The organism is Burkholderia sp. NRF60-BP8 (assembly GCF_001522585.2).
In the GTDB taxonomy this organism is placed as follows: Bacteria; Pseudomonadota; Gammaproteobacteria; order Burkholderiales; family Burkholderiaceae; genus Burkholderia.
The window spans coordinates 3118073-3137038 of record NZ_CP013373.1; the positions used below are offsets into that span (position 1 = coordinate 3118073).

Consider the following 18966-nt stretch of genomic DNA (forward strand, 5'->3'; position numbering starts at 1 on the left):
CGTTAGAGCACGACCTTGACCATCGGATGGCCGGTCAGCGCGCGGTAGATGTTGTCGAGCTGCTCCTGGCTCGTCGCGCGCACGGTGATCGTGAGGCCCGTGTAATTGCCGCCGCTCGACGCGCGCTCCTCGATCTTCTCGACGTCGATCTCGTTGTCGTGAACGGCCACGACCTTGAAGATCGTGTCCTTGAATTCGGGGTGCGCCTTGCCCATGATCTTGATCGGGAAATCGCACGGAAACTCCAGCAGCGACTCCTTCCGGGTTTCGATCGCGCCGGTGACCTCGACGGTTTTGGTCGGTTCGCTCATCATTTTCTCCGGGTTAGGTCAAACTGTTCAAACTCGCGCGCCTTCGCACGCTGGTACGCGTCGTACAGCGCCGCGAACACGGGGCCCGGCTTGCCGCCCTGCACGGGCAGATCGTCGAGCGACGTGACGGGCAGGATTTCCTTGGTGGCCGACGTGATCATGATTTCGTCGGCCGAACGCAGCTCGACCTCGCTGATCTCGCGCGCGACGAACCGGATCCCGCATTCGTCGGCCAGTTGCTCGACCAGCGCGTAGCGGACCCCTTCGAGGATCTTGTTGCTGCGCGGCGGCGCGAACAGTTCGCCGTTCTTCACGATCCACACGTTCGACGACGAGCCTTCGGTCACGTTTTCGTCGCGCAACTGAATCGTCTCGAACGCGTCGCGTTCGGCCGCATGCTGCGCCATCAATACGTTGCCGAGCAGCGAGATCGACTTGATGTCGCAATGCAGCCAGCGGCGATCCTCGGCCGTCACGCAGCGCACGCCCTTCGCGCGCTCCTCTTCCGACGGCAGGCGCAGCGGGCTCGTCATCGCGAACACCGTCGGCACCGCGTTCGCCGGGAACGCGTGGCCGCGCTTCGCGACGCCGCGCGTCACCTGCAGGTAGACGAGCGCGTTGCCGTCGCCGAGGCCTTCGGCGTTCGCCGCGACCACCCGCTCGATCAGCGCGCGCCAGCCGGCCGCATCGTGCGGGTCGTCGATGCCGATCTTCTTCAGGCTGCGCGCGAGCCGCTCCAGATGCTGTTCGATCCGGAACGGCACGTGCGCGCCGTCGTGCGCATACACGGGGACGACTTCATACACGCCGTCGCCGAAGATGAACCCGCGGTCGAGCACCGGCACACGGGCTTCGGACAGCGGTACCAGTTCCTCCTGCGACGAGACGCTGAGGTAGACGATCGGTTCGAATTCGGCTTGGCTCATGGCTATGACAGATGGGGATGAAGTCGTGAAAACAAAGGCCCGTCGCGCTTACTTCTTCTTGCTGAACATCAGCAGGATCGAGTCCCAGATACGTCCGAAGATACCCGCTTCCGGCACGGCCTGCAGTGCCACGACCGGGAATTCGGACAGCGTCTTGCCGTCGGCGACGATCTTCACGGTGCCGACCTGCTGGCCTTGCGCGAGCGGCGCGATCAGCGGCGCGTTGACGTCGACTTCGGTCTTGACCTTGTCGCCGAGGCCGCGCGGCACGGTCGCCCATTGGTCGGCGCTCACGCCGACCTGCACGGTGTTGTCCTTGCCCTTGTAGAGGCGCGGCGTCGCGATCGCCTGGCCGCCCTTGAACAGGCGCACCGAGTCGAACGCGCTGTAGCCGTAGTTCAGCATCTTCATGCTGTCCTGCGTACGGTCGCTTTCCTTCTGCTCGCCCATCATCACCGACACGAGGCGGCGCTGGCCGTCGACACCCGGGATCGCGCGCTTGGCCGACGCGATCAGGCAGTAGCCAGCCGCCTGCGTATGGCCCGTCTTCAGGCCGTCGACCGTCGGGTCGAGCCACAGCAGCCGGTTGCGGTTGCCCTGGCGGATGTTGTTGTACTTGAATTCCTTCTCCGAGAAGATCCCGTAGTACTGCGGAAAATCGCGGATCAGGTGCGCGGACAGCTTCGCGAGGTCGCCGGCCGTCGTGTAGTGGTTCGGGTCGGGCATGCCGTTCACGTCGGCGAAGTGCGTGCCCTTCATGCCGAGGCGCGCGGCCTCGTCGTTCATCATCGTGACGAACTGCCCTTCGCTGCCGCCGACGAGTTCGGCCAGCGCGATCGCGGCATCGTTGCCCGACTGGATGATCATCCCGTACACGAGGTCATGCACGGACACCGGCTTGTTCGCCTCGATGAACATGCGCGACTCGTCGCGGCCGACGCGGCGCACCGCGTCGCTCGGCGTGACGATCTGCTCCATCGAGATCTTCTTCTTGTCGAGCGCCTCGAACACGAGGTACGCCGTCATCAGCTTCGTCAGCGACGCCGGCTCGACGCGTTCGTCCGCATTGCCCGATGCGAGCACCGTGTTGCTCGTCGCGTCGACGAGCACCCACGAGCGTGCGTTCACGCCCGGCGGCGGCACCGCGCCCGGCATGTAGGTCGCGGGCGCGCCGGTGGACTGCTCGGCGGCCGGCGCCGCATGCGCGGCCTTGGCCTTGGCGGCCGGCTTCGCCTCGGCGACGACGATGGTCGATGCGAGCGCGACGGGCAGCATCACGCCGAGCGCGACGTTGCGCGCGGCGGTGCCGAAGGCGATGGAGGAAGCGAGGGACTTGAGGCCTTGGGAAGACAGACGCATGATCGATTCAGGCTGATGGCAGAAAGTGCGGTGCGAAACGCGCAGGGTTGAACGGCAAGGCGGCGGGCGTTTCGGGCACTCGCCCGACACTGTCGGGCAACGCGAAACGCGCCGGTTGGACTCGTGCGGACGCGTTCGGTTCGCGGCCGTCGCGAGCGGGCGGACAGGCGGCGAAACGAGCGCCGCATGGGCCCAGCCGGGCCGCGGGCAACGCGGAATGCGGCCATTATACGTGGCCGCGAACGGCGTTTTCGCGAACCGGGCTCGGGATGGGCGCGCCGCGACGCAGCGCGCAGGCGATGTGCAAGTCGGGAATGCGCAGCTGCGCGGCTGTAGCGGCTTGCAATGGAGATCGGTCGTGCCTGGAATTGACGTGATCTCTTGCTCGGAATAGCTGCAGCTGACGGCATGCGCGTGCCTGAATTATCTGCAACTTGATTCGCTCGGCTCGGCAACCGGGCAGATGCGCCGATTTGCGACCCAATCTGACTGACAAACCGATACGCCGTAGCGAGTGCGCTTACAGGCGTACACGCGCCGCCAGAACCTGGTCCCACCATGATGGCGGTAACGGAATCTCGGAATTGCCCTGAACAGGATCTCCGCTGGAAAACAGGAGACTCGGACCGGTGCACTTCTCGGCTCCCCTTGGCGAGTCGGAAGAACACACGCCATCAGACCATATAAAAGCGGCAACAGGTGTGCTGAACGTGCGCTGTGCGAGCTTTTTGCCGTCTCTTCCATTGAAAATCCGTCCGACGTATTCTGAATTTCCTCCGGGAACCCACTGAAGCAAGCAACGTTCAGCTACGTAAAGACCATCCGGGGATGTCGATTTCCGGCACTCTGTACCGTGTGGCGTGCGATCGACGAGGCAGAAGAAAAGCGCGCCAATCGCCGCGACAAACAATGCGATCCGTTTTAATGACCGTTTCACAGGTAAATCTCGATAGGCGGCACAACAGGAACATAACGGCGGTCGGAATAAATGACGAAGTCGCCGCCTCGATGGTGTCTAATTGCCCACTGTCGAAAATCGCTGTTGTGGACAGGATGATAGAGATTACCCCTGATGACCGGATTGCCAAGGGTCACCGAAGTGTTGAGGTACGGAAGGCTAACCGGAGATTCGAGGTAAGGAACATATGGAGAGGTCGCAGCAACAGCATCGAGCGGAATGACAATCACGCCATCGCGGCTCCAGTGCCCCAGATACTGCGACCGACCACCCTTCCTGTCAGTGAAGGTGTAGTTGTCTTTCACATATACCCAGATGCCTCTTACGTCGGCTCGTGTTCTCCTGGATTCAGCATCCCAGTAAAAGCGTGCGTGCCCGAGCGCCGCGTAGAGATTGAATGAGCCGAGCGCGCTGCTGAGATCATCGGGTACGCCCCCCCTCGCCAAAGTGTGCAAGAGAAGCTCGATTTTCTGTCCAAATGAACCATCGACCGATGCCAGTTGAAATTGAAAGCGGCGATGCAGGGTCGCGACATCGTCACCGCATATGTCCGCGGAATCCAGCAGAGTCAATCGCTCCTTGTAGGGCCCAAGCTTTCCTTTCAGTGTCTCCTTGGCTGCCGGCGAGCGTATGGCCTCATTTATCAGATAGTCGTATTTCTTCTTCGCACGGGCAAACCGGAGCACCCAATCCAGCTTGACGGTGGTGGTGTCATACATTTCAGGCGGATACGGCCTGCCGTCCTGATTAATTTCTGCCGCCTCGTCTGCGTCCGTTGGAGAGTAGTTGAGCGCTCCGGCAAACCATCGCTCCATCAGTTTGGCCCCAATCGGCATCATCTCCTTACGCATCGCGCCAGGGATTTCCTGAATGTCGAACGCAGGCACCGTCTTTTCGAGCTTCGTTGGCGCAGGTGCTTTGGCCGGCTTAGGTGGATCAGCCGTGTTCAGCCAGGTTTTGAAGCGGGAAAAAGCATCCACGGCCCCCCATATGTCATCCACCATCTTGACCATCGGGTCTGGCTTTGGCGGCTTCGGGGCCGGCACGGCCTTCGCCACGGGCGCTGGTGAAGCGGGAAGCGCAGGCGGCGCCCGGTCCATCGACAAACCTGCGTCATGTACGATGCGCGCGCCCTCTGTCCTGCTCCAGCGCCATAGCAGCTTGTTGATTTTGTAATACGACAGATCCATAGATCGGCGTCCTGCATGCAAATGAATGCTTGTTTGATGGACACCCGAGACCTGATCGATATCTGCACGAAACCCACGAAACGCGCCCGGAATCGGTTTCCATCTTTCGACGGCCGACTGTACTGGATTTCCGTCAGATAAATTAGAGAGCATGTGCCGATTGGCCACGCGCAGCCTCGGCCGCCCCCAGTATTTCGACGTCGGGAAACACTGATCCAAGCAGTTGCGCTGTCCGCAAATCCCCGTCGGGACGTGCTCGCAGCACGAACTCAGCCTTTATTCAGTGCTTCCCGAAATGCAACGTGCTCGCGAAGGCAAACTGCGAACCAATGTCAACGCGCGAAAATAGAACGCGCGTATGGTTTCGGATGATCCGGGCACGTGACGTCGATCAACTGCAGTTACTTCGAGCAGGAAACAATCTCGCTTGCAAATACGGGGGCTGTCTCAAATGCAAGTCGCCCTACCGCCACGCGTCGACGATGATGCGCTTCAGCACGTGCAGCTTGCGATGGAGGAAATGCTCGGCGCCGGGGATCACGACGACCGGCAGCTCCTGCGGCCGCGCCCAGTCGTACACCGACGCGATCGGCACCGTGTCGTCGGTTTCGCCGTGGATCACGAGCGTGTTCTCGGGCACGTCGGCCACCTGCCAGCGGCTCGCGGCCGTGCCGACGAACACCATTCGCTCGATCGTCTCGCCCGCGTCGCGCAGGCGCTTCGCGACGTGCGACAGCACGAAGGTGCCGAACGAGAAGCCCGCGAGCACGAGCGGCAGGTCCGCATACGCGGGCTGGGCGCGCATGTGCGCGAGCACCGCGAGCAGGTCGTCGGCCTCGCCGGCGCCGTTGTCGTGCACGCCTTCGGTCGCGCCGACGCCGCGGAAGTTCGACCGGTAGACGACGTAATTCAGTTGCACGAGCGTGCGCGCGAGCGTCTGCGCGACCTTGTTGTCCATCGTGCCGCCGAACAACGGATGCGGATGCGCGACGAGCGCGATGCCGCGCGGCGCGGCGCCGCCTTCGCGCACGGCGTCGGGCAGGTCGACCGCGATTTCGATCTGGCCGATCGGGCCCGCGATCAGCGATTTCTGCGTATGAACGTTCATTCGGCCGGCCCGCTCAGATCTTCAGGCGCTCGACGACCTTGCCGTCGCGCAGGTGCGACTCGACGATCTCGTCGATGTCGGCCCGATCAACGTACGTGTACCACGTGCCTTCCGGATACACGACCATCACCGGCCCTTCCTCGCAGCGGTCGAGGCAGCCGGCCTTGTTGATGCGGACCTTGCCGGGCCCCGTGAGACCGAGTTCCTTCACGCGCTTTTTCGCGTATTCCTGCATGGTCTGCGCGTCGCATTGCGCGCAGCTCGGGCGCTCGGCGCCCGGTTCGCGCTGGTTCAGGCAGAAGAAGACGTGGTGCTGGTAGTAGGAATCCATGATGGTGACGTGCGGCCCGGCGCAAGGCCGTGCGGAAAGAAGGGCGATGAATTGCCGTTACGCGAAGCGGCAACGGAGGATGCGGACGATTATAGCGACCGGCGCACGCGGCTGCCCGCGGCACGGCAGCCGCCGCACGGGCCCCGGCTGCCGCGTCAGCGGCGCAGCGCGGCCGGCAGCCACGCGTGCTCGACGCGCTGGCCGAGCCAGATCAGCGCCGCGTAGGGCCAGATCCACGCGAGCCAGCGCGCGATGCTGTTGAAGTGCACGTAGCGGCCCTGCCGCCACCCCGACAGCGTGAAGTCGAAGAACGGGTTGACCGGCAGCAGGTTCACGAGCGCGACGCCGGCCAGCAGCGCGAGCGCCGCGAGCATCGCGCGCCACGTCGCCGGCACGCGCAATGCGACGAGCGCCGCCGCGAAACCCAGCTCGATGCCGAGCCGCGCGCCGGGCGTCGCCCACACGACGACGAGGCCGGTGGCCGACTGCATGAACGTCGCGGCCGCCTTCAGCACGAGCGTGACGACGACCAGCGCGACCAGCAGCCGGATGCGCGGCGCGCGCGGGCGCATCGCGAGCGATGCGATCGCCAGCGCGGGGAACAGCATCAGCCCGCCGAGCACGGCTTCCCACGCGGAATCCGACAACCAGCCGTCGACCCGCTCGGGCCATTCGCTGACGTGCCACGCGGCCGGCAGCCACGCGAGCAGCGCGTCCTGCATCGACGCGTCGGCGCGCTCCCACAGCGCGGCCGGCCAGTCGCCGATGCCGAACAGGAACGGCGACGGAAACACGATCGCGAACGGCCACAGCGCGGTGAGCAGCAACGGCGTCGACCCGTCGGCCTCCAGCCACGCGAAGCGCAGCCGGCGCAGCACGCCGCGGTCGAGCAGCGCGCCGGCGGCCGGCGCGGCGAGCGCCGCGCCCAGCAGCGCGCCGAGCGCGTTCGCGCCGAGATCGAGATTCGACGCGACGCGCGTCGGCAGGTAGGTCTGCAGCGCCTCCATCGTCCCCGACAGCAGCACGCCGAGCACGCTCGCGATCAGCGTCGCGGCCACGCCGCGCCAGCGCGGGTGCAGCGCGAGCACGCCGAGCGCGCCGAACGGCAGATAACCGAGCACGTTCGTGACCACGTCGAACGCCGTCACGTAGCGCTGCATCGGCGCGAACAGGTAATCGAACGGACCGATGCCGAGCGACGCCCAGCCTTCGAACGGATACAGCGACGCATAGACGATCAGCGCCGCGTAGGCGGCAAACGCCTGCCGCGCGAGCGGCGACGCGCGATGCGTGCCGGGCGCGCTCATCGCGGCTGCCCGCCGGGCGTCACGGCGTGCCCGCGTACGCCTGCACGCCGACCCACGCGGCGATCTGCGACACGAGTTCGTCGCTGGCCGCCGCGAGCGCGCGCGCGCCGCCGGCCGCGTCGGGCGTGCTCGACGGCGCGCGCGCGACGAACGTGCGCTGGCCGAGCACCTTGCCGTCGAGCATCAGCGTCGCGCGCGCGGTCACCGCGCCGTGGCTTTGCGACTGTCCGTCGAAGACCTGTTCGAATTCGCTCAGGTCGACCTTGAGGGTCGGCGCGCGCACGCCGTCGGCCCCTTCGAGCACCGTGCCGCGCGACGACAGCGCGCCGCGCAGCCGTTGCGTGAGCAACTGCGCGGGCGGCGCGGTCCAGCGGCTGTCGCGATAGACGGCCACGTGCTGCGCATCGGCGTACGCGAGGCGGTACGCGAACTTGTCCGTATCGAGCGCATCGGGCGCGGCGACGTCGAGCACCTTCAGCGCGGGGCCGGACCCGGTGGTCGCCACCGACGACACGGGCCCGAGGTCGTAGCGGATGTTCGACAGCACCGCGTTGTTGCCGGCGCAACCGGCCGCCAGCGCGAGCGTCAGCGCGGCAAGCGCGGCCGGGCGCAGCGCGCGGTCAAGGATTCGTGGCATGGCGTATTCCTGCATGATGTTTCCGGTTTCGATGGACGTCATTGCCCGGCCGTCGCGCCCGGCCAGACGAAGCCCGCTTCGCCGGGCCCCGGCGCCGCGCCGGGCGACCCGAACAACAGACTGCGCGGGTTGCGGCCGAGTTCGCCGGCGACGTCCTTCAATTGCCGCGACGCGTCGCCGACGCTGCCGGCCAGCGCATTGAAGCGCGGCAGCGTGTCGTACTGCACGCGCGCGTTGAGCCCGTTCAGCGCGACGCCGACCTGCTCGGCGGCCGTGCCGGCCTTGTTCAGGTTCGACACGAGCGGCCCGTTCGGCTGCAGCAGCGTGTTCGCCGACGCCATCGCGCGGTTTACCTCGTGCATCGTCTCCGGCAGCGCGGCGACCGCCGGGCCGAGCTGCTTCGTCAGCGTCGCCGCGCCGTCGGCCGCGTGCTGCAGGCTTTCGGCGGTCGCGCGCAACTGCTCGCGCATCTCGGGCGACATCAGCGCGTTCGCGCTTTTCGCCGCGAGTTCGAGCTGCCGCAGCAGCACGTCGCCGCGCTCCTGGATCTGGTCGAACAGGCTCGGCCGCATCGGAATCTGCGCGATCGACTTCGGCGACGACGGCAGCGGCGACAGATCGCGCCCCGTATCCTCGAGCTGCACGAACGCGATACCCGTCACGCCCTGGAAGCCGAGGCTGCCGTAGGTCGACTGCGTGATCGGCGCGTCGTGATCGACGAGGATGCGGATCCGGATCTGCCCCGGGTGCGTGCGATCGAAGCCGATCGACTGCACCTTGCCGACGTCGAGGCCGCGAAAGCGCACGGCCGCGTCCGGGAACAGCCCCGTCACGTTGGTGCGCGCGAGCAGGTCGTACGGCACGCGCACGGTGCGGTCGACGTTGAACCAGAACACGGTGCCCGCGATCGCGAGCGTCAGCGCGATCGTGAACAGGCCGGCCCAGAACGCATGTGATTTGTTTTCCATTCGCGGGTTCCTTGCTTCTACAGCTCGACGCTCGACAGCGCCGGTTCGAGGGCCGCCTTCGGCAGCTTCGCGCGCCGCTCGGGCGGCAGCGCCTGCAACGCGCGGCGCCCGCGCAGCCCCAGGAAATATTCGTGGATGAACGGGTGGTCGACGTTCGCGGCCTCCTCGACGGGCGCGGCGACCAGCACCTTGCGGTCGGCCAGCACCGCGACGCGCGTCGACAGCGCGACCATCGTATCGAGGTCGTGCGTCACCATCACGACGGTCAGCCCGAGCGTGCGGTGCAGCGTCGCGATCAGCTCGACGAATTCGTCGGAGGCCTGCGGATCGAGGCCGGCCGTCGGTTCGTCGAGGAACAGCAGCTCGGGCTCCAGCGCGATCGCGCGCGCGATGCCGACCCGCTTCACCATCCCGCCCGACAGCGCGGCCGGCATCTTCGACGCGTGCTTGCACGGCAGCCCGACCATCTCCAGCTTCAGCATCACGATGTCGTGCAGCAGGTCCGGCGGCACGCGGCCGAGCTCGCGCAGCGGCTGCGCGACGTTGTCGAACACCGTCATCGACGAGAACAGCGCGCCCTGCTGGAACAGCATCCCCGAACGCGTGCGCATCATCCGCGCGCTCGCGTCGTCGATCGTCGCCGTATCCTCGCCGAACACCTTGATCGTGCCCGACGTCGGCCGTTCGAGGCCGAGGATCTGGCGCACGAGCGTCGTCTTGCCGGAGCCCGAGCCGCCGACGATCGACACGATCTCGCCGCGCCGCACGTCGAAGTCGAGCTTCTGGTGAACGATGTTGCGCCCGTAGCGCTTGGTCAGGTTGCGCACCTCGATCACGAGGTCGCCGGCATCGGCGGCCGCGTCCGGCCGGGAGCCGACCGACCCGGCGCCGATCGCCGCGGCGTGCGCGGTCGTTTCGTTCGATGCGTTCATCCGAGCCCCACGTTCTGGAACAGGATCGCGAACACCGCGTCGGCGAGGATCACGACCGTGATCGACGACACCACCGACGTGGTCGTGCCTTCGCCGAGGCTCTGCGAATTCGCCTTGATCCGGAAGCCGAAATGGCACGCGACCAGCGCGATCAGCATGCCGAACACGACGCCCTTGCCGACGCCGATGTACAGGTTCGCGATCGGCACGACGCCCGGCAGCGAGCGCACGAAGTAGTTGATGTCGATGCCGAGCACGAACTTCGCGGCGAGCGCGCCGCCCGTCAGCGCGATGATGTTGGTCCACATCACGAGCAGCGGCATCGCGACGCCGAGCGCGAGCACGCGCGGCAGGATCAGCCGCAACCCGTGCGGGATGCCCATCACGCGCATCGCGTCGAGCTCCTCGGTCACGCGCATCACGCCGATCTGCGCGGTGATCGCGGAGCCCGAGCGGCCCGCGACGAGAATCGCCGACAGCACCGGGCCGAGCTCGCGGATCACCGACAGCCCGAGAATGTTCACGATGTAGCGGTTCGCCCCGAACATCTGCAACTGCTGCGCGGACAGGTAGCTGAGCACGATGCCGATCAGGAAGGCGACGAGCGCGGTGATCGGCAGCGCCTGCGCGCCGGCGCTGTAGATGTTCGCGGAGGTTTCCCGCCACGGCATCGTCCGCGGGCGGCGCAGCACCGACAGCGCATCGAGGATCACGAGGCCGAACATCGCGATGCCGCCCTGCAGGTGTTCGCCGAACGAGAAGATCGCCTGGCCGAGCCGCGTGACGGGATCGAACCGCACGATGCGCTCGGGCGCCTCGCGCTGGCTGTCGAGCCGCTCGATGCGCTCGAAGATCGTGCGCTGCGTGGCGCTCAGCGCGACGCCGGCCGGCAGCTTGCGGCCCCACACACGCCACAGCGCCTGGCCGCCGACGTGATCGAGCCGCTCGATGCCGGACAGATCCCATTCGCTCACGCGCCCGGCGGCGATGCTCGCGATGCGGCGCGCCACGGCCCCGCGGTTGCGCGCGAGCGACAGCGCGGTCCACTGGCCGGTCAGGCGCACCGTCTGGCCCTGGCCGCCGGCGTCGACCGACAGGCCGGGAGGAGTCTCGAAGTCCAAGGGCAGGTTGTTTGCAAAAGGATGACAGCGGCCATTGTAGCGAACCGCCCGACGCCGCGACGTGAGGATTTCCGGCGCGGCGTCGGGGGCGCGGCTCGCAGCCGGGAGCGTCGAGCCCGGGGCGCCGGCCGGCTGCCGGCATCGCAACCTTTCATTGTTCCGTCACGTTTCCTTTCGATACTCTCACGCGCCGCACCTCAGGCCGTCGGCGCACCGCGCCGCCATTCGTGCGTACCTCGCGCTTCATAAAACAGAACACCGAACAGGACAACCGATGCGTCTCCCCCCGCTTTCCCGCCGCCACGTGCCGGCCGCCGCCGCGCTCGCCAGCCTCGCCTTCGTCCTCGCCGGCTGCGGCGGCGACGACGTCACCGCCACGCCGCCGTCGCAGCCCGAGGCCCAGGCGCCCGTCGGCACGACGGCCACGCTCGCGCTGCTCGAGACGACCGACCTGCACACCAACGTGCTGTCGTACGACTATTTCAAGCTCGCCGCCGACAATTCGCTCGGCTTCGAGCGCGTGTCGACGCTGATCGCGCAGGCCCGCAAGCAGTACCCGAACACGCTGCTGCTCGACAACGGCGACACGATCCAGGGCACCGCGCTGTCGGACTACCAGGCGCTCGTGAAGCCGGTGGGCTGCGACCAGACGCTCGCGATCTACAAGGTGATGAACGCCGCGAAATTCGACGGCGGCGGGATCGGCAACCACGAGTTCAACTACGGGCTGCCGTACCTGTCGCAGGTGACCGGCAACACGTTCGAGGTCGACGGCCTGCCGGCGCCGGCCCAGCAGAAGAAGTGCGCGGGCCCGAACTTCCCGCAGGTGCTCGCGAACGTGATCAGCGCGAAGACCAACGCGCCGCTGTTCACGCCGTACACGATCCTCACGCGCACGGTGACGGCCACGACGCCGGACGGCAAGACGGTCAGCGCGCCCGTGAAGATCGGCATCATCGGCTTCACGCCGCCGGCGATCATGAACTGGGACAAGCGCTGGCTCGACGGCAAGGTCTACACGACCGGGCTGAAGGAGGCGGCCGAGAAGTACATTCCGGAAATGCGCGTGAAGGGCGCCGATCTCGTCGTCGCGATCTCGCACGGCGGCCTCGACAATGCCGCGTACTCGCCGACGATGGAAAACGGCAGCTGGTGGCTGTCGAAGGTGCCCGGCATCGACGCGATGCTGATCGGCCACTCGCACCAGGTGTTCCCGGACGCGAACAGCACCGTGTCGCAGTTCAACCTGCCGGGCGTCGACAAGGTCAAGGGCACCGTCAACGGCGTGCCGACCGTGATGGCCAACTACTGGGGCAAGCATCTCGGCGTGATCAAGCTCGGCCTGAAGTTCGACGGCAAGACGTGGACCGTCGACAAGTCGCAGACGACCGTCGAGGCGCGGCCGATCCAGAATGCCGACAAGAGCTACGTCGCCGCCGATCCGTCGGTGTCCGCCGCGATCGCGGCCGAGCACCAGGCGACGATCGACTACGTGAAGACGCCGATCGGCTCGACCGACTACCGGATGAACTCGTACTTCGCGGACGTCGGCGATCCGGGCGCGATCCAGATCGTCAACGAGGCGCAGGCCGACTACGTGAAGACCTACGTGCAGGCCAACCTGCCGCAATACGCGTCGCTGCCGGTGCTGTCGGTCAGCGCGCCGTTCAAGAGCGGCTTCGGCGGCGGCACCGACTACACCGACGTCGCGCCGGGCGCGCTCGCGATCAACAACGCCGCCGACCTGTACCTGTATCCGAACACCGTGTACGCGGTGAAGGTGAGCGGCGCCGACGTGAGGAACTGGCTCGAGACGGCCGCGAAGCGCTTCAACACGATCGACCCGACGAAGGCGACCGTGCAGCCGCTCGTCAGCACCTTCCCCGGCTACAACTTCGACATGTTCACGTCGGCCGATCTCGCCTACGAGATCGACGTCACGCAGCCGGTCGGCAACCGCATCAGGAACCTGACGTACAAGGGGGCGCCGATCGACCCGAACGCGCAGTTCATCGTCGCGACCAACAACTACCGTGCGAGCGGCGGCGGCAACTTCCCGGGCCTCGACGGCAGCAAGACGATCTTCGCGTCGCCCGACGCGAACCGCGACGTGCTGATCGCGTTCATCAAGAAGCGCGGCGCGATCACGCGCGCGGCCGACGGCGCGCAGCGCAGCTGGCGCTTCACGAAGCTCGCGGGCTCGGTCGCGCACGTGCGGTTCGCGTCCGCGCCGAACCGCCTCGGCGACGCGACGGCGGCCGGCCTGACCGGCATCACGCAGGTCGCGGCCGACGACGGCTCGGGCAAGAACCTCGCGACCTACGAGATCGACCTCACGCAATGAGACACGCGATGCAACCGATCCGGACGATGCGGCCCGCCGAAACCGGCTTCGCCGCTGCCGCGCGGCGCGTGCTGCGCGCGAAGCTCCCGCCCGCCGCGCTGCTCGCGGCGGCGGCCGTGACCGTCGCGGTCGTCGTCGCGGCGACCGGCCTGCGCGGCGCCGGCCCCGCGCCGAGCGCCGCGCAACTCGACGAATGGCAGGCGATGGTCGCGCAGGCGACCGAGCCGCATGCGCTGGCCCAGTTGCGCACGCTCGCGCGCCGCGGCTCGGGCGCCGCGCAGGCGGCGCTCGGCATCGCGCTCGTCGATGCGCACGAACCGGGGCTGCGCGACGAGGGGCGCGGCTGGCTGGAAACGGCCGCGGCCGCGCACGACACGGCCGACGCGCCGGCTGCACGGCGCGCGCAGCTCGCGCTCGGCAAGGCGTTGCTGCTCGGCAGCGGCGATCTGCCGAAAGACTATGCACGCGCACGCGCGCTGCTCGGCGCCGCGGCCGAACAGGGCGACCCGGCCGCCGCGTATTACCTCGGGCTGATCTACCGCAGCGGCTACGGCATCGCCGCCGACCCGGTGCAGGCCGCGCACTGGTTCGACATCGCGTCGCGCGCGGACATCCCGGCCGCCGACTTCATGCTCGCGAACGCGTACCGCGACGGCAGCGGCGTGCCGCGCGACGACGCGCGCGCGCTCGCGCTGTATCGCCGGGCCGCCGAACACGAGCTGCCGGAAGCCGTGCAGACGCTCGCGATGGCCTATCGCAACGGCGAACTCGGGCTCAAGCCCGACGCGGACGAATTCCACGCGCAGTGGATCGAGACCGCGCATGCGCTGAAGCATCCGGTGGTGGCGCCGTGACGGACGTCGACGGCGCACGCACGACCGCGCGGTAGCGTAACGGCGGCTTGCCCGACGAGCATGATCCGTCGCGTCGTGCATCGAACGCGCGCAACGGCGCTCGATGCGCGGCGCGCGATACGCACGCCGGTCGCCGCGCCGCGCAGCCTGTCGGTTTTCGCAGCTCGATACACGTGCGGCGATGCCTTAACATGCCGCCTCGCATTCACGATAAAACCTGAGAGGCCTTCATCCATGTCGCATCGCCTGTCCTGCCTGCGCGCCGCCATCGGCGCAGGCGTCGCTGCCATTCCGCTCGTTTCGCTCGCCGCACCGCCGGCGCCGCCCGACATCTTCAACGCCGCGCTGTGCAAGCCGCCGTTCACGTCGGACCTGATGGACGCGATCTACAACGCCGCCAAGGCGGCCGATCCGAAACCGGACAACTCGATGCCGGGTGCGGCGGTCTATCGCCTGCCCGAGCCGATCCGCCGCGACGGCTTCACGACGCAGCACGTCGTGTTCGTCGCCACCGGCATCGGCGTGCTCGTGGAAGGCGAAGTCGCCGACCAGCTCGCCAAACGCTACGCGCTCACCCGCGAGAAAGGCCACCTGCTCGGTGCGTCGTCCGTCGGCTATTCGCGCCGGCTGAACGTCCGCGGCCCGGGCGGTGCGCTGATCCTCGTGTCGGCCCGCCAGGGTCCGGCGCTCAAGGGCAACACGCTGCTCGCCTGCGAAATGACGAGCGAGGAAGACATCAAGGCGCTGGAACAACTGGAGCAGCACTGAGCGACTTGGCGCCGGTCCGGCGGGCGGCCCAGGCGCGGTGCGCGCCCGGACCGCGGCCGTACGCCGGCCTGTCGCACGCACGGCCCGGCACGCGCCGACGCCCCCTGTCGCTACAATAGGCGCCATGAACGCCCCCACCTCCTCCGACACGCCCGAATCCGGCGACGCGCACATCGCGCGCAACCGGCTCGAGGCGCACCTGGACGCCGCGCCGCGCGCGTGGCCGCTCGACATCGTCGCCGCCACCGGCTCGACCAACGCCGACGTCGCCACGCGGCTCAAGGCGCTGCCGCGCAGCGCGAACGCGTTGCCCGCGCCGCTCGTGCGCGTCGCGTTCGAGCAGACGGCCGGTCGCGGCCGGCAAGGCCGCCCGTGGTTCGCGCAGCCCGGCAATGCGCTGCTGTGCTCGGTCGGCTGCATCGTGCCGCGCGCGGTCGACGCGCTCGGCGGCCTCAGCATCGCGATCGGCGTCGCGCTCGCCGAAGGGCTGGCCACGCTGCCGCTCGACGCCCGCATGCGCGTCACCCTCAAATGGCCGAACGACCTGCTGCTGACGACCGACGACGACGGCACGCCGCGCATCGTCGGCAAGCTCGCCGGGATTCTGATCGAAACCGTCTGGACCACCGCCGACGCCACCGCCGTCGTGATCGGCTTTGGCATCAACGTGCGCGGCGCGGAAGCCGTCGCCGCGCAGGTCGACGCGCTGCGCGCGCGCGAAGCGACGCTCGCGAGCGGGCTGCCGCCCGCCGCGCTGTCGATCGCGTGCGCGTCGGCGAACCTCACCGATACGCTCGCCGCGTCGCTGAACGCGCTCACGCCGGCGCTCGCGCAATTCGGCGCCGACGGCCTCGCGCCGTTCCTGCCGCGCTGGCACGCGCTGCACGCGTACGCGGGCCGCGAAGTCGTGCTGCTCGAACAGGGCGTCGAACGCGTGCGCGGCATCGCGACGGGCATCGATGCCACCGGCCAGCTGCTGCTCGACACGCCGAGCGGCGTGCGGACGATCGCGGCCGGCGACGTGTCGCTGCGCGAAGCGCAATGAGCGAGCCGCACCTGCTGATCGACGCCGGCAACAGCCGGATCAAGTGGGCGCTCGCCGACGCGCAGCGCATGCTCGTCGACACGGGCGCGTTCGGCCACACGCGCGACGGCGGCGCCGATCCCGACTGGTCGCGCCTGCCGCGTCCGCGCGGCGCATGGATCTCGAACGTCGCGGGCGCGGACGTGGCCGCGCGGCTCGACGCGCTGCTCGACGCACGCTGGCCGGGCCTGCCGCGCACGACGATCCGCTCGCGGCCCGCGCAATGCGGCGTGACGAACGGCTATACGACGCCCGAACAGCTCGGCAGCGACCGGTGGGCCGGCCTGATCGGCGCGCACGCGGCGTTTCCGGGCGAGCATCTGCTGATCGCGACGTTCGGCACCGCGACGACGCTCGAAGCCCTGCGCGCGGACGGCCGCTTCACGGGCGGCCTGATCGCGCCGGGCTGGGCGCTGATGATGCGCGCGCTCGGCACGCACACCGCGCAGTTGCCGACGCTGACCACCGATATCGCCAGCGGCCTGCTCGCGGGCGCGCAGGCCGAGCCGTTCCAGATCGATACGCCGCGCTCGCTGTCGGCCGGCTGCCTGTACGCGCAGGCCGGCCTGATCGAACGCGCGTGGCGCGATCTCGTCGACGCGTGGCAGGCGCCGGTACGGCTCGTGCTGGCAGGCGGCGCGGCGGACGACGTCGCGCGTGCGCTGACGGTCCCGCACACGCGGCACGACGCGCTGATCCTGTCCGGGCTCGCGTTGATCGCCGCGGACACGGCCGGCCCGGCGACGGCGCAGGATTGAAGCAAATGCGCCGGCATCGCGCCGGCGCGTGGCGATGCCGGCCGAACCGGGCACAAGCGTGCACAAGCGGGCCCGCATCACGCCGACGACGCCGTACGCGCGGCGCCGCGCCAGCGGCCCGCGCGAACGGCCGACGGAAGCCATGAAAAAGCCGGCCATGCGGCCGGCTCGACTGAACGACGTGAATCACGTCGATGACGACAAGGAGTTTCGACGATGCTGCGCTGGCTGATCGCTGTTCTCTTTCTCGCCAACCTGCTCGCGTTCGTGGCGGCGCGCGGCGTGTTCGGGCCGCTGCCGGCGGCCGGCCCGCGCGAACCCGGCGTGCTGGCGCGGCAGGTGCGGCCGGACGCGCTGCGCGCGACGCCGCTCTTGCAAGCGACCGACCAGCCCGTCGTCGGCGGCCCGATCGCGGCGCCGGCCGTCACGACCGCACCGCTCGCGGCGTCTGCTCCGTGACGGCGCCGCGTCGCGCTCAGGGCCGTTGCGCGCGCACCTTCTTCAGCAGCGCAGTGGTCGAGCGGTCGTGCTCGAACGGAATCGCCAGCGCCCGGCCGCCCCAGCCGCGCACGAGCGCGGATTCCGGCAGCGCATCCATGTCGTAATCGCCGCCCTTCACGAGGATGTCCGGACGGACGGCCTCGATCAGCGACACGGGCGTCTTTTCCCCGAACGTCACGACCCAGTCGACGCTTTCCAGCGCCGCCAGCAGTGCCGCGCGATCTTCTTCGCGGTTGATCGGCCGGTCGTCGCCCTTGCCGAGCATGCGCACCGACGCATCGCTGTTCACGCCGACGATCAGGCAGGCGCCGAGCGCTTTCGCATCGGCGAGGTACGTGACGTGACCGCGATGCAGGATGTCGAACACGCCGTTGGTGAACACGACGGGCGACGGCAGCGACGGGCGCAGCGCGACGAGGGCATCACGGGTGATCAGCTTGCGTTCGAAGGTGGCGGACATGATGGAAATCGGACGGAATGAACGACGGCGCGCGCGACGGCGGCGCCAGATAAAAAGCCCGCCGGACCGGCCGGGCGGGCTTCATGCAGCGAACGCGACACGGTGCGGCGAGCCGGGCGCGAGCCAGGCGTGACTCGCACCACCGCCGGCACCCGCCGGCCTCAGGCCGGCTGCGCGGCCGACGACGGGCCGCTTTCGGCCTGCAGGCGGCTGGTGACTTCCTTGCGATAACGGTTCAGCTCCTGCGCGGTCGCGAACGTACGCTCGAACAGGATCGACAGGTTGTGCAGGATCCGCTCGACGACCTTCTTCTCCCACTCGCCGTCGAAACGGATCTGCTCGTCGAGCCAGCGCTCCAGCCATTCCGGATCCGGCAGGCGCGACTGCACCGTGTCGCGCGGGAACAGCGCCTGGTTCACGTGCAGGTTGGTCGGGTGCAGCGGCTTCTCGGTGCGGCGCGCCGACGCCATCAGCACGCCGATCTTCGCGAATGCGGCACGCGCGACGTCGCCGCAGTTGTTCAGCGCCTTCTTCATGTAGCGCAGGTACGCGCCGCCATGACGCGCCTCATCGCGCGAAATCGTTTCGTAGATCTGCTTGATGACGGGCTCGGTGTGCCAGTCGGCCGCGCACCGGTACCAGTGGTTCAGGCGGATCTCGCCGCAGAAGTGCAGCATCAGCGTCTCGAGCGGCGGCGCCGGATCGAACTGGAAGCGCACCGCGTGCAGTTCCTCTTCGGTCGGCACCATCTCCGGCTTGAAGCGGCGCAGGTATTCCATCAGCACCAGCGAATGCTTCTGCTCCTCGAAGAACCACACGCTCATGAACGCGGAAAAGTCGCTGTCGTGCTGGTTGTCGCGCAGGAACATTTCCGTCGCGGGCAGCGCCGACCATTCGGTGATCGCGTTCATCTTGATCGTCTTCGCCTGCTCGTCGGTGAGCAGCGAAGCGTCGAACTTGTCCCACGGAATGTCCTTCTCCATGTCCCAGCGGACGGCTTCGAGCGACCTGTAAAGTTCCGGATAAAGCATGGTGTTCATGATGGTCCC

The 18966-nt window shown here is 68.1% G+C and carries 20 protein-coding genes; 7 read left to right on the forward strand and 13 right to left on the reverse strand.

Features of this window, described 5'->3' with window-relative positions; all coding sequences use genetic code 11:
- Positions 1-2: 2 nt before the first annotated feature.
- The 11 genes from WS54_RS28080 to WS54_RS28130 form a co-directional block, all read right to left on the reverse strand.
- Complete coding sequence (locus tag WS54_RS28080) at positions 3-311, reverse strand: HP0495 family protein (RefSeq protein ID WP_011546305.1); 309 nt, start codon at positions 309-311, stop codon at positions 3-5.
- Complete coding sequence (locus WS54_RS28085) at positions 311-1237, reverse strand: D-amino acid aminotransferase (protein WP_034208484.1); 927 nt, start codon at positions 1235-1237, stop codon at positions 311-313. Before WS54_RS28085 ends, WS54_RS28080 begins: the two co-directional genes overlap by 1 nt.
- Positions 1238-1285: 48 nt before the next feature.
- A complete protein-coding gene (locus WS54_RS28090; RefSeq protein ID WP_034208485.1) occupies positions 1286-2596 on the reverse strand; it encodes a D-alanyl-D-alanine carboxypeptidase family protein in 1311 nt (436 codons plus the stop codon).
- Between the two features lie 933 nt (positions 2597-3529).
- Complete coding sequence (locus tag WS54_RS28095; RefSeq protein WP_059781395.1) at positions 3530-4744, reverse strand: DUF6402 family protein; 1215 nt, start codon at positions 4742-4744, stop codon at positions 3530-3532.
- A 463-nt stretch (positions 4745-5207) separates the two neighbouring features.
- Complete coding sequence (locus tag WS54_RS28100; RefSeq protein WP_059506516.1) at positions 5208-5852, reverse strand: alpha/beta hydrolase; 645 nt, start codon at positions 5850-5852, stop codon at positions 5208-5210.
- 13 nt (positions 5853-5865) lie between these two features.
- Positions 5866-6183: a (2Fe-2S) ferredoxin domain-containing protein gene (locus tag WS54_RS28105; RefSeq protein ID WP_059781393.1), complete on the reverse strand. Its 318-nt coding sequence runs from the start codon at positions 6181-6183 to the stop codon at positions 5866-5868.
- Positions 6184-6338: 155 nt separating this feature from the next.
- Complete coding sequence (locus WS54_RS28110; RefSeq protein WP_059781391.1) at positions 6339-7490, reverse strand: VanZ family protein; 1152 nt, start codon at positions 7488-7490, stop codon at positions 6339-6341.
- A 19-nt stretch (positions 7491-7509) separates the two neighbouring features.
- Positions 7510-8127 carry an ABC-type transport auxiliary lipoprotein family protein gene (locus WS54_RS28115; RefSeq protein WP_059781489.1) on the reverse strand — a complete coding sequence of 206 codons (618 nt, stop codon included), beginning with the start codon at positions 8125-8127 and terminating at the stop codon, positions 7510-7512.
- 38 nt (positions 8128-8165) lie between these two features.
- Positions 8166-9095, reverse strand: a complete 930-nt coding sequence (locus tag WS54_RS28120; protein ID WP_034208490.1) for an MlaD family protein — start codon at positions 9093-9095, stop codon at positions 8166-8168.
- 17 nt (positions 9096-9112) lie between these two features.
- On the reverse strand, positions 9113-10027 hold the full coding sequence (locus tag WS54_RS28125; RefSeq protein WP_059781390.1) for an ABC transporter ATP-binding protein: 915 nt from the start codon (positions 10025-10027) through the stop codon (positions 9113-9115).
- Positions 10024-11148, reverse strand: a complete 1125-nt coding sequence (locus WS54_RS28130) for an MlaE family ABC transporter permease (protein ID WP_059781388.1) — start codon at positions 11146-11148, stop codon at positions 10024-10026. Before WS54_RS28130 ends, WS54_RS28125 begins: the two co-directional genes overlap by 4 nt.
- A gap of 274 nt (positions 11149-11422) precedes the next feature.
- On the opposite strand from WS54_RS28130, the gene WS54_RS28135 reads away from it, so the two are divergent.
- From WS54_RS28135 to WS54_RS28160, 7 genes are all read left to right on the forward strand, one after another.
- Complete coding sequence (locus WS54_RS28135; RefSeq protein ID WP_059781386.1) at positions 11423-13492, forward strand: bifunctional 2',3'-cyclic-nucleotide 2'-phosphodiesterase/3'-nucleotidase; 2070 nt, start codon at positions 11423-11425, stop codon at positions 13490-13492.
- A gap of 8 nt (positions 13493-13500) precedes the next feature.
- Positions 13501-14346, forward strand: a complete 846-nt coding sequence (locus WS54_RS28140) for a tetratricopeptide repeat protein (protein WP_059781384.1) — start codon at positions 13501-13503, stop codon at positions 14344-14346.
- Positions 14347-14406: 60 nt separating this feature from the next.
- Positions 14407-15114, forward strand: a complete 708-nt coding sequence (locus tag WS54_RS28145; RefSeq protein WP_236872776.1) for a hypothetical protein — start codon at positions 14407-14409, stop codon at positions 15112-15114.
- Positions 15115-15238: 124 nt separating this feature from the next.
- On the forward strand, positions 15239-16159 hold the full coding sequence (locus tag WS54_RS28150; RefSeq protein ID WP_059781380.1) for a biotin--[acetyl-CoA-carboxylase] ligase: 921 nt from the start codon (positions 15239-15241) through the stop codon (positions 16157-16159).
- Positions 16156-16956 carry a type III pantothenate kinase gene (locus WS54_RS28155; RefSeq protein ID WP_059781378.1) on the forward strand — a complete coding sequence of 267 codons (801 nt, stop codon included), beginning with the start codon at positions 16156-16158 and terminating at the stop codon, positions 16954-16956. Before WS54_RS28150 ends, WS54_RS28155 begins: the two co-directional genes overlap by 4 nt.
- A 34-nt stretch (positions 16957-16990) precedes the next feature.
- Entirely contained in the window at positions 16991-17188 is a 198-nt protein-coding gene (locus WS54_RS33785) for a hypothetical protein (protein WP_059781376.1), read from the forward strand.
- Entirely contained in the window at positions 17173-17415 is a 243-nt protein-coding gene (locus WS54_RS28160) for a hypothetical protein (protein ID WP_034208499.1), read from the forward strand. Before WS54_RS33785 ends, WS54_RS28160 begins: the two co-directional genes overlap by 16 nt.
- 16 nt (positions 17416-17431) lie before the next feature.
- On the opposite strand, the gene rfaE2 is transcribed toward WS54_RS28160, so the two are convergent.
- Positions 17432-17917, reverse strand: coding sequence for a D-glycero-beta-D-manno-heptose 1-phosphate adenylyltransferase (rfaE2, locus tag WS54_RS28165; RefSeq protein WP_034208500.1), 486 nt, complete (start codon positions 17915-17917; stop codon positions 17432-17434).
- Between the two features lie 161 nt (positions 17918-18078).
- Positions 18079-18957 carry a diiron oxygenase gene (locus WS54_RS28170; protein ID WP_034208501.1) on the reverse strand — a complete coding sequence of 293 codons (879 nt, stop codon included), beginning with the start codon at positions 18955-18957 and terminating at the stop codon, positions 18079-18081.
- Positions 18958-18966: the final 9 nt, after the last annotated feature.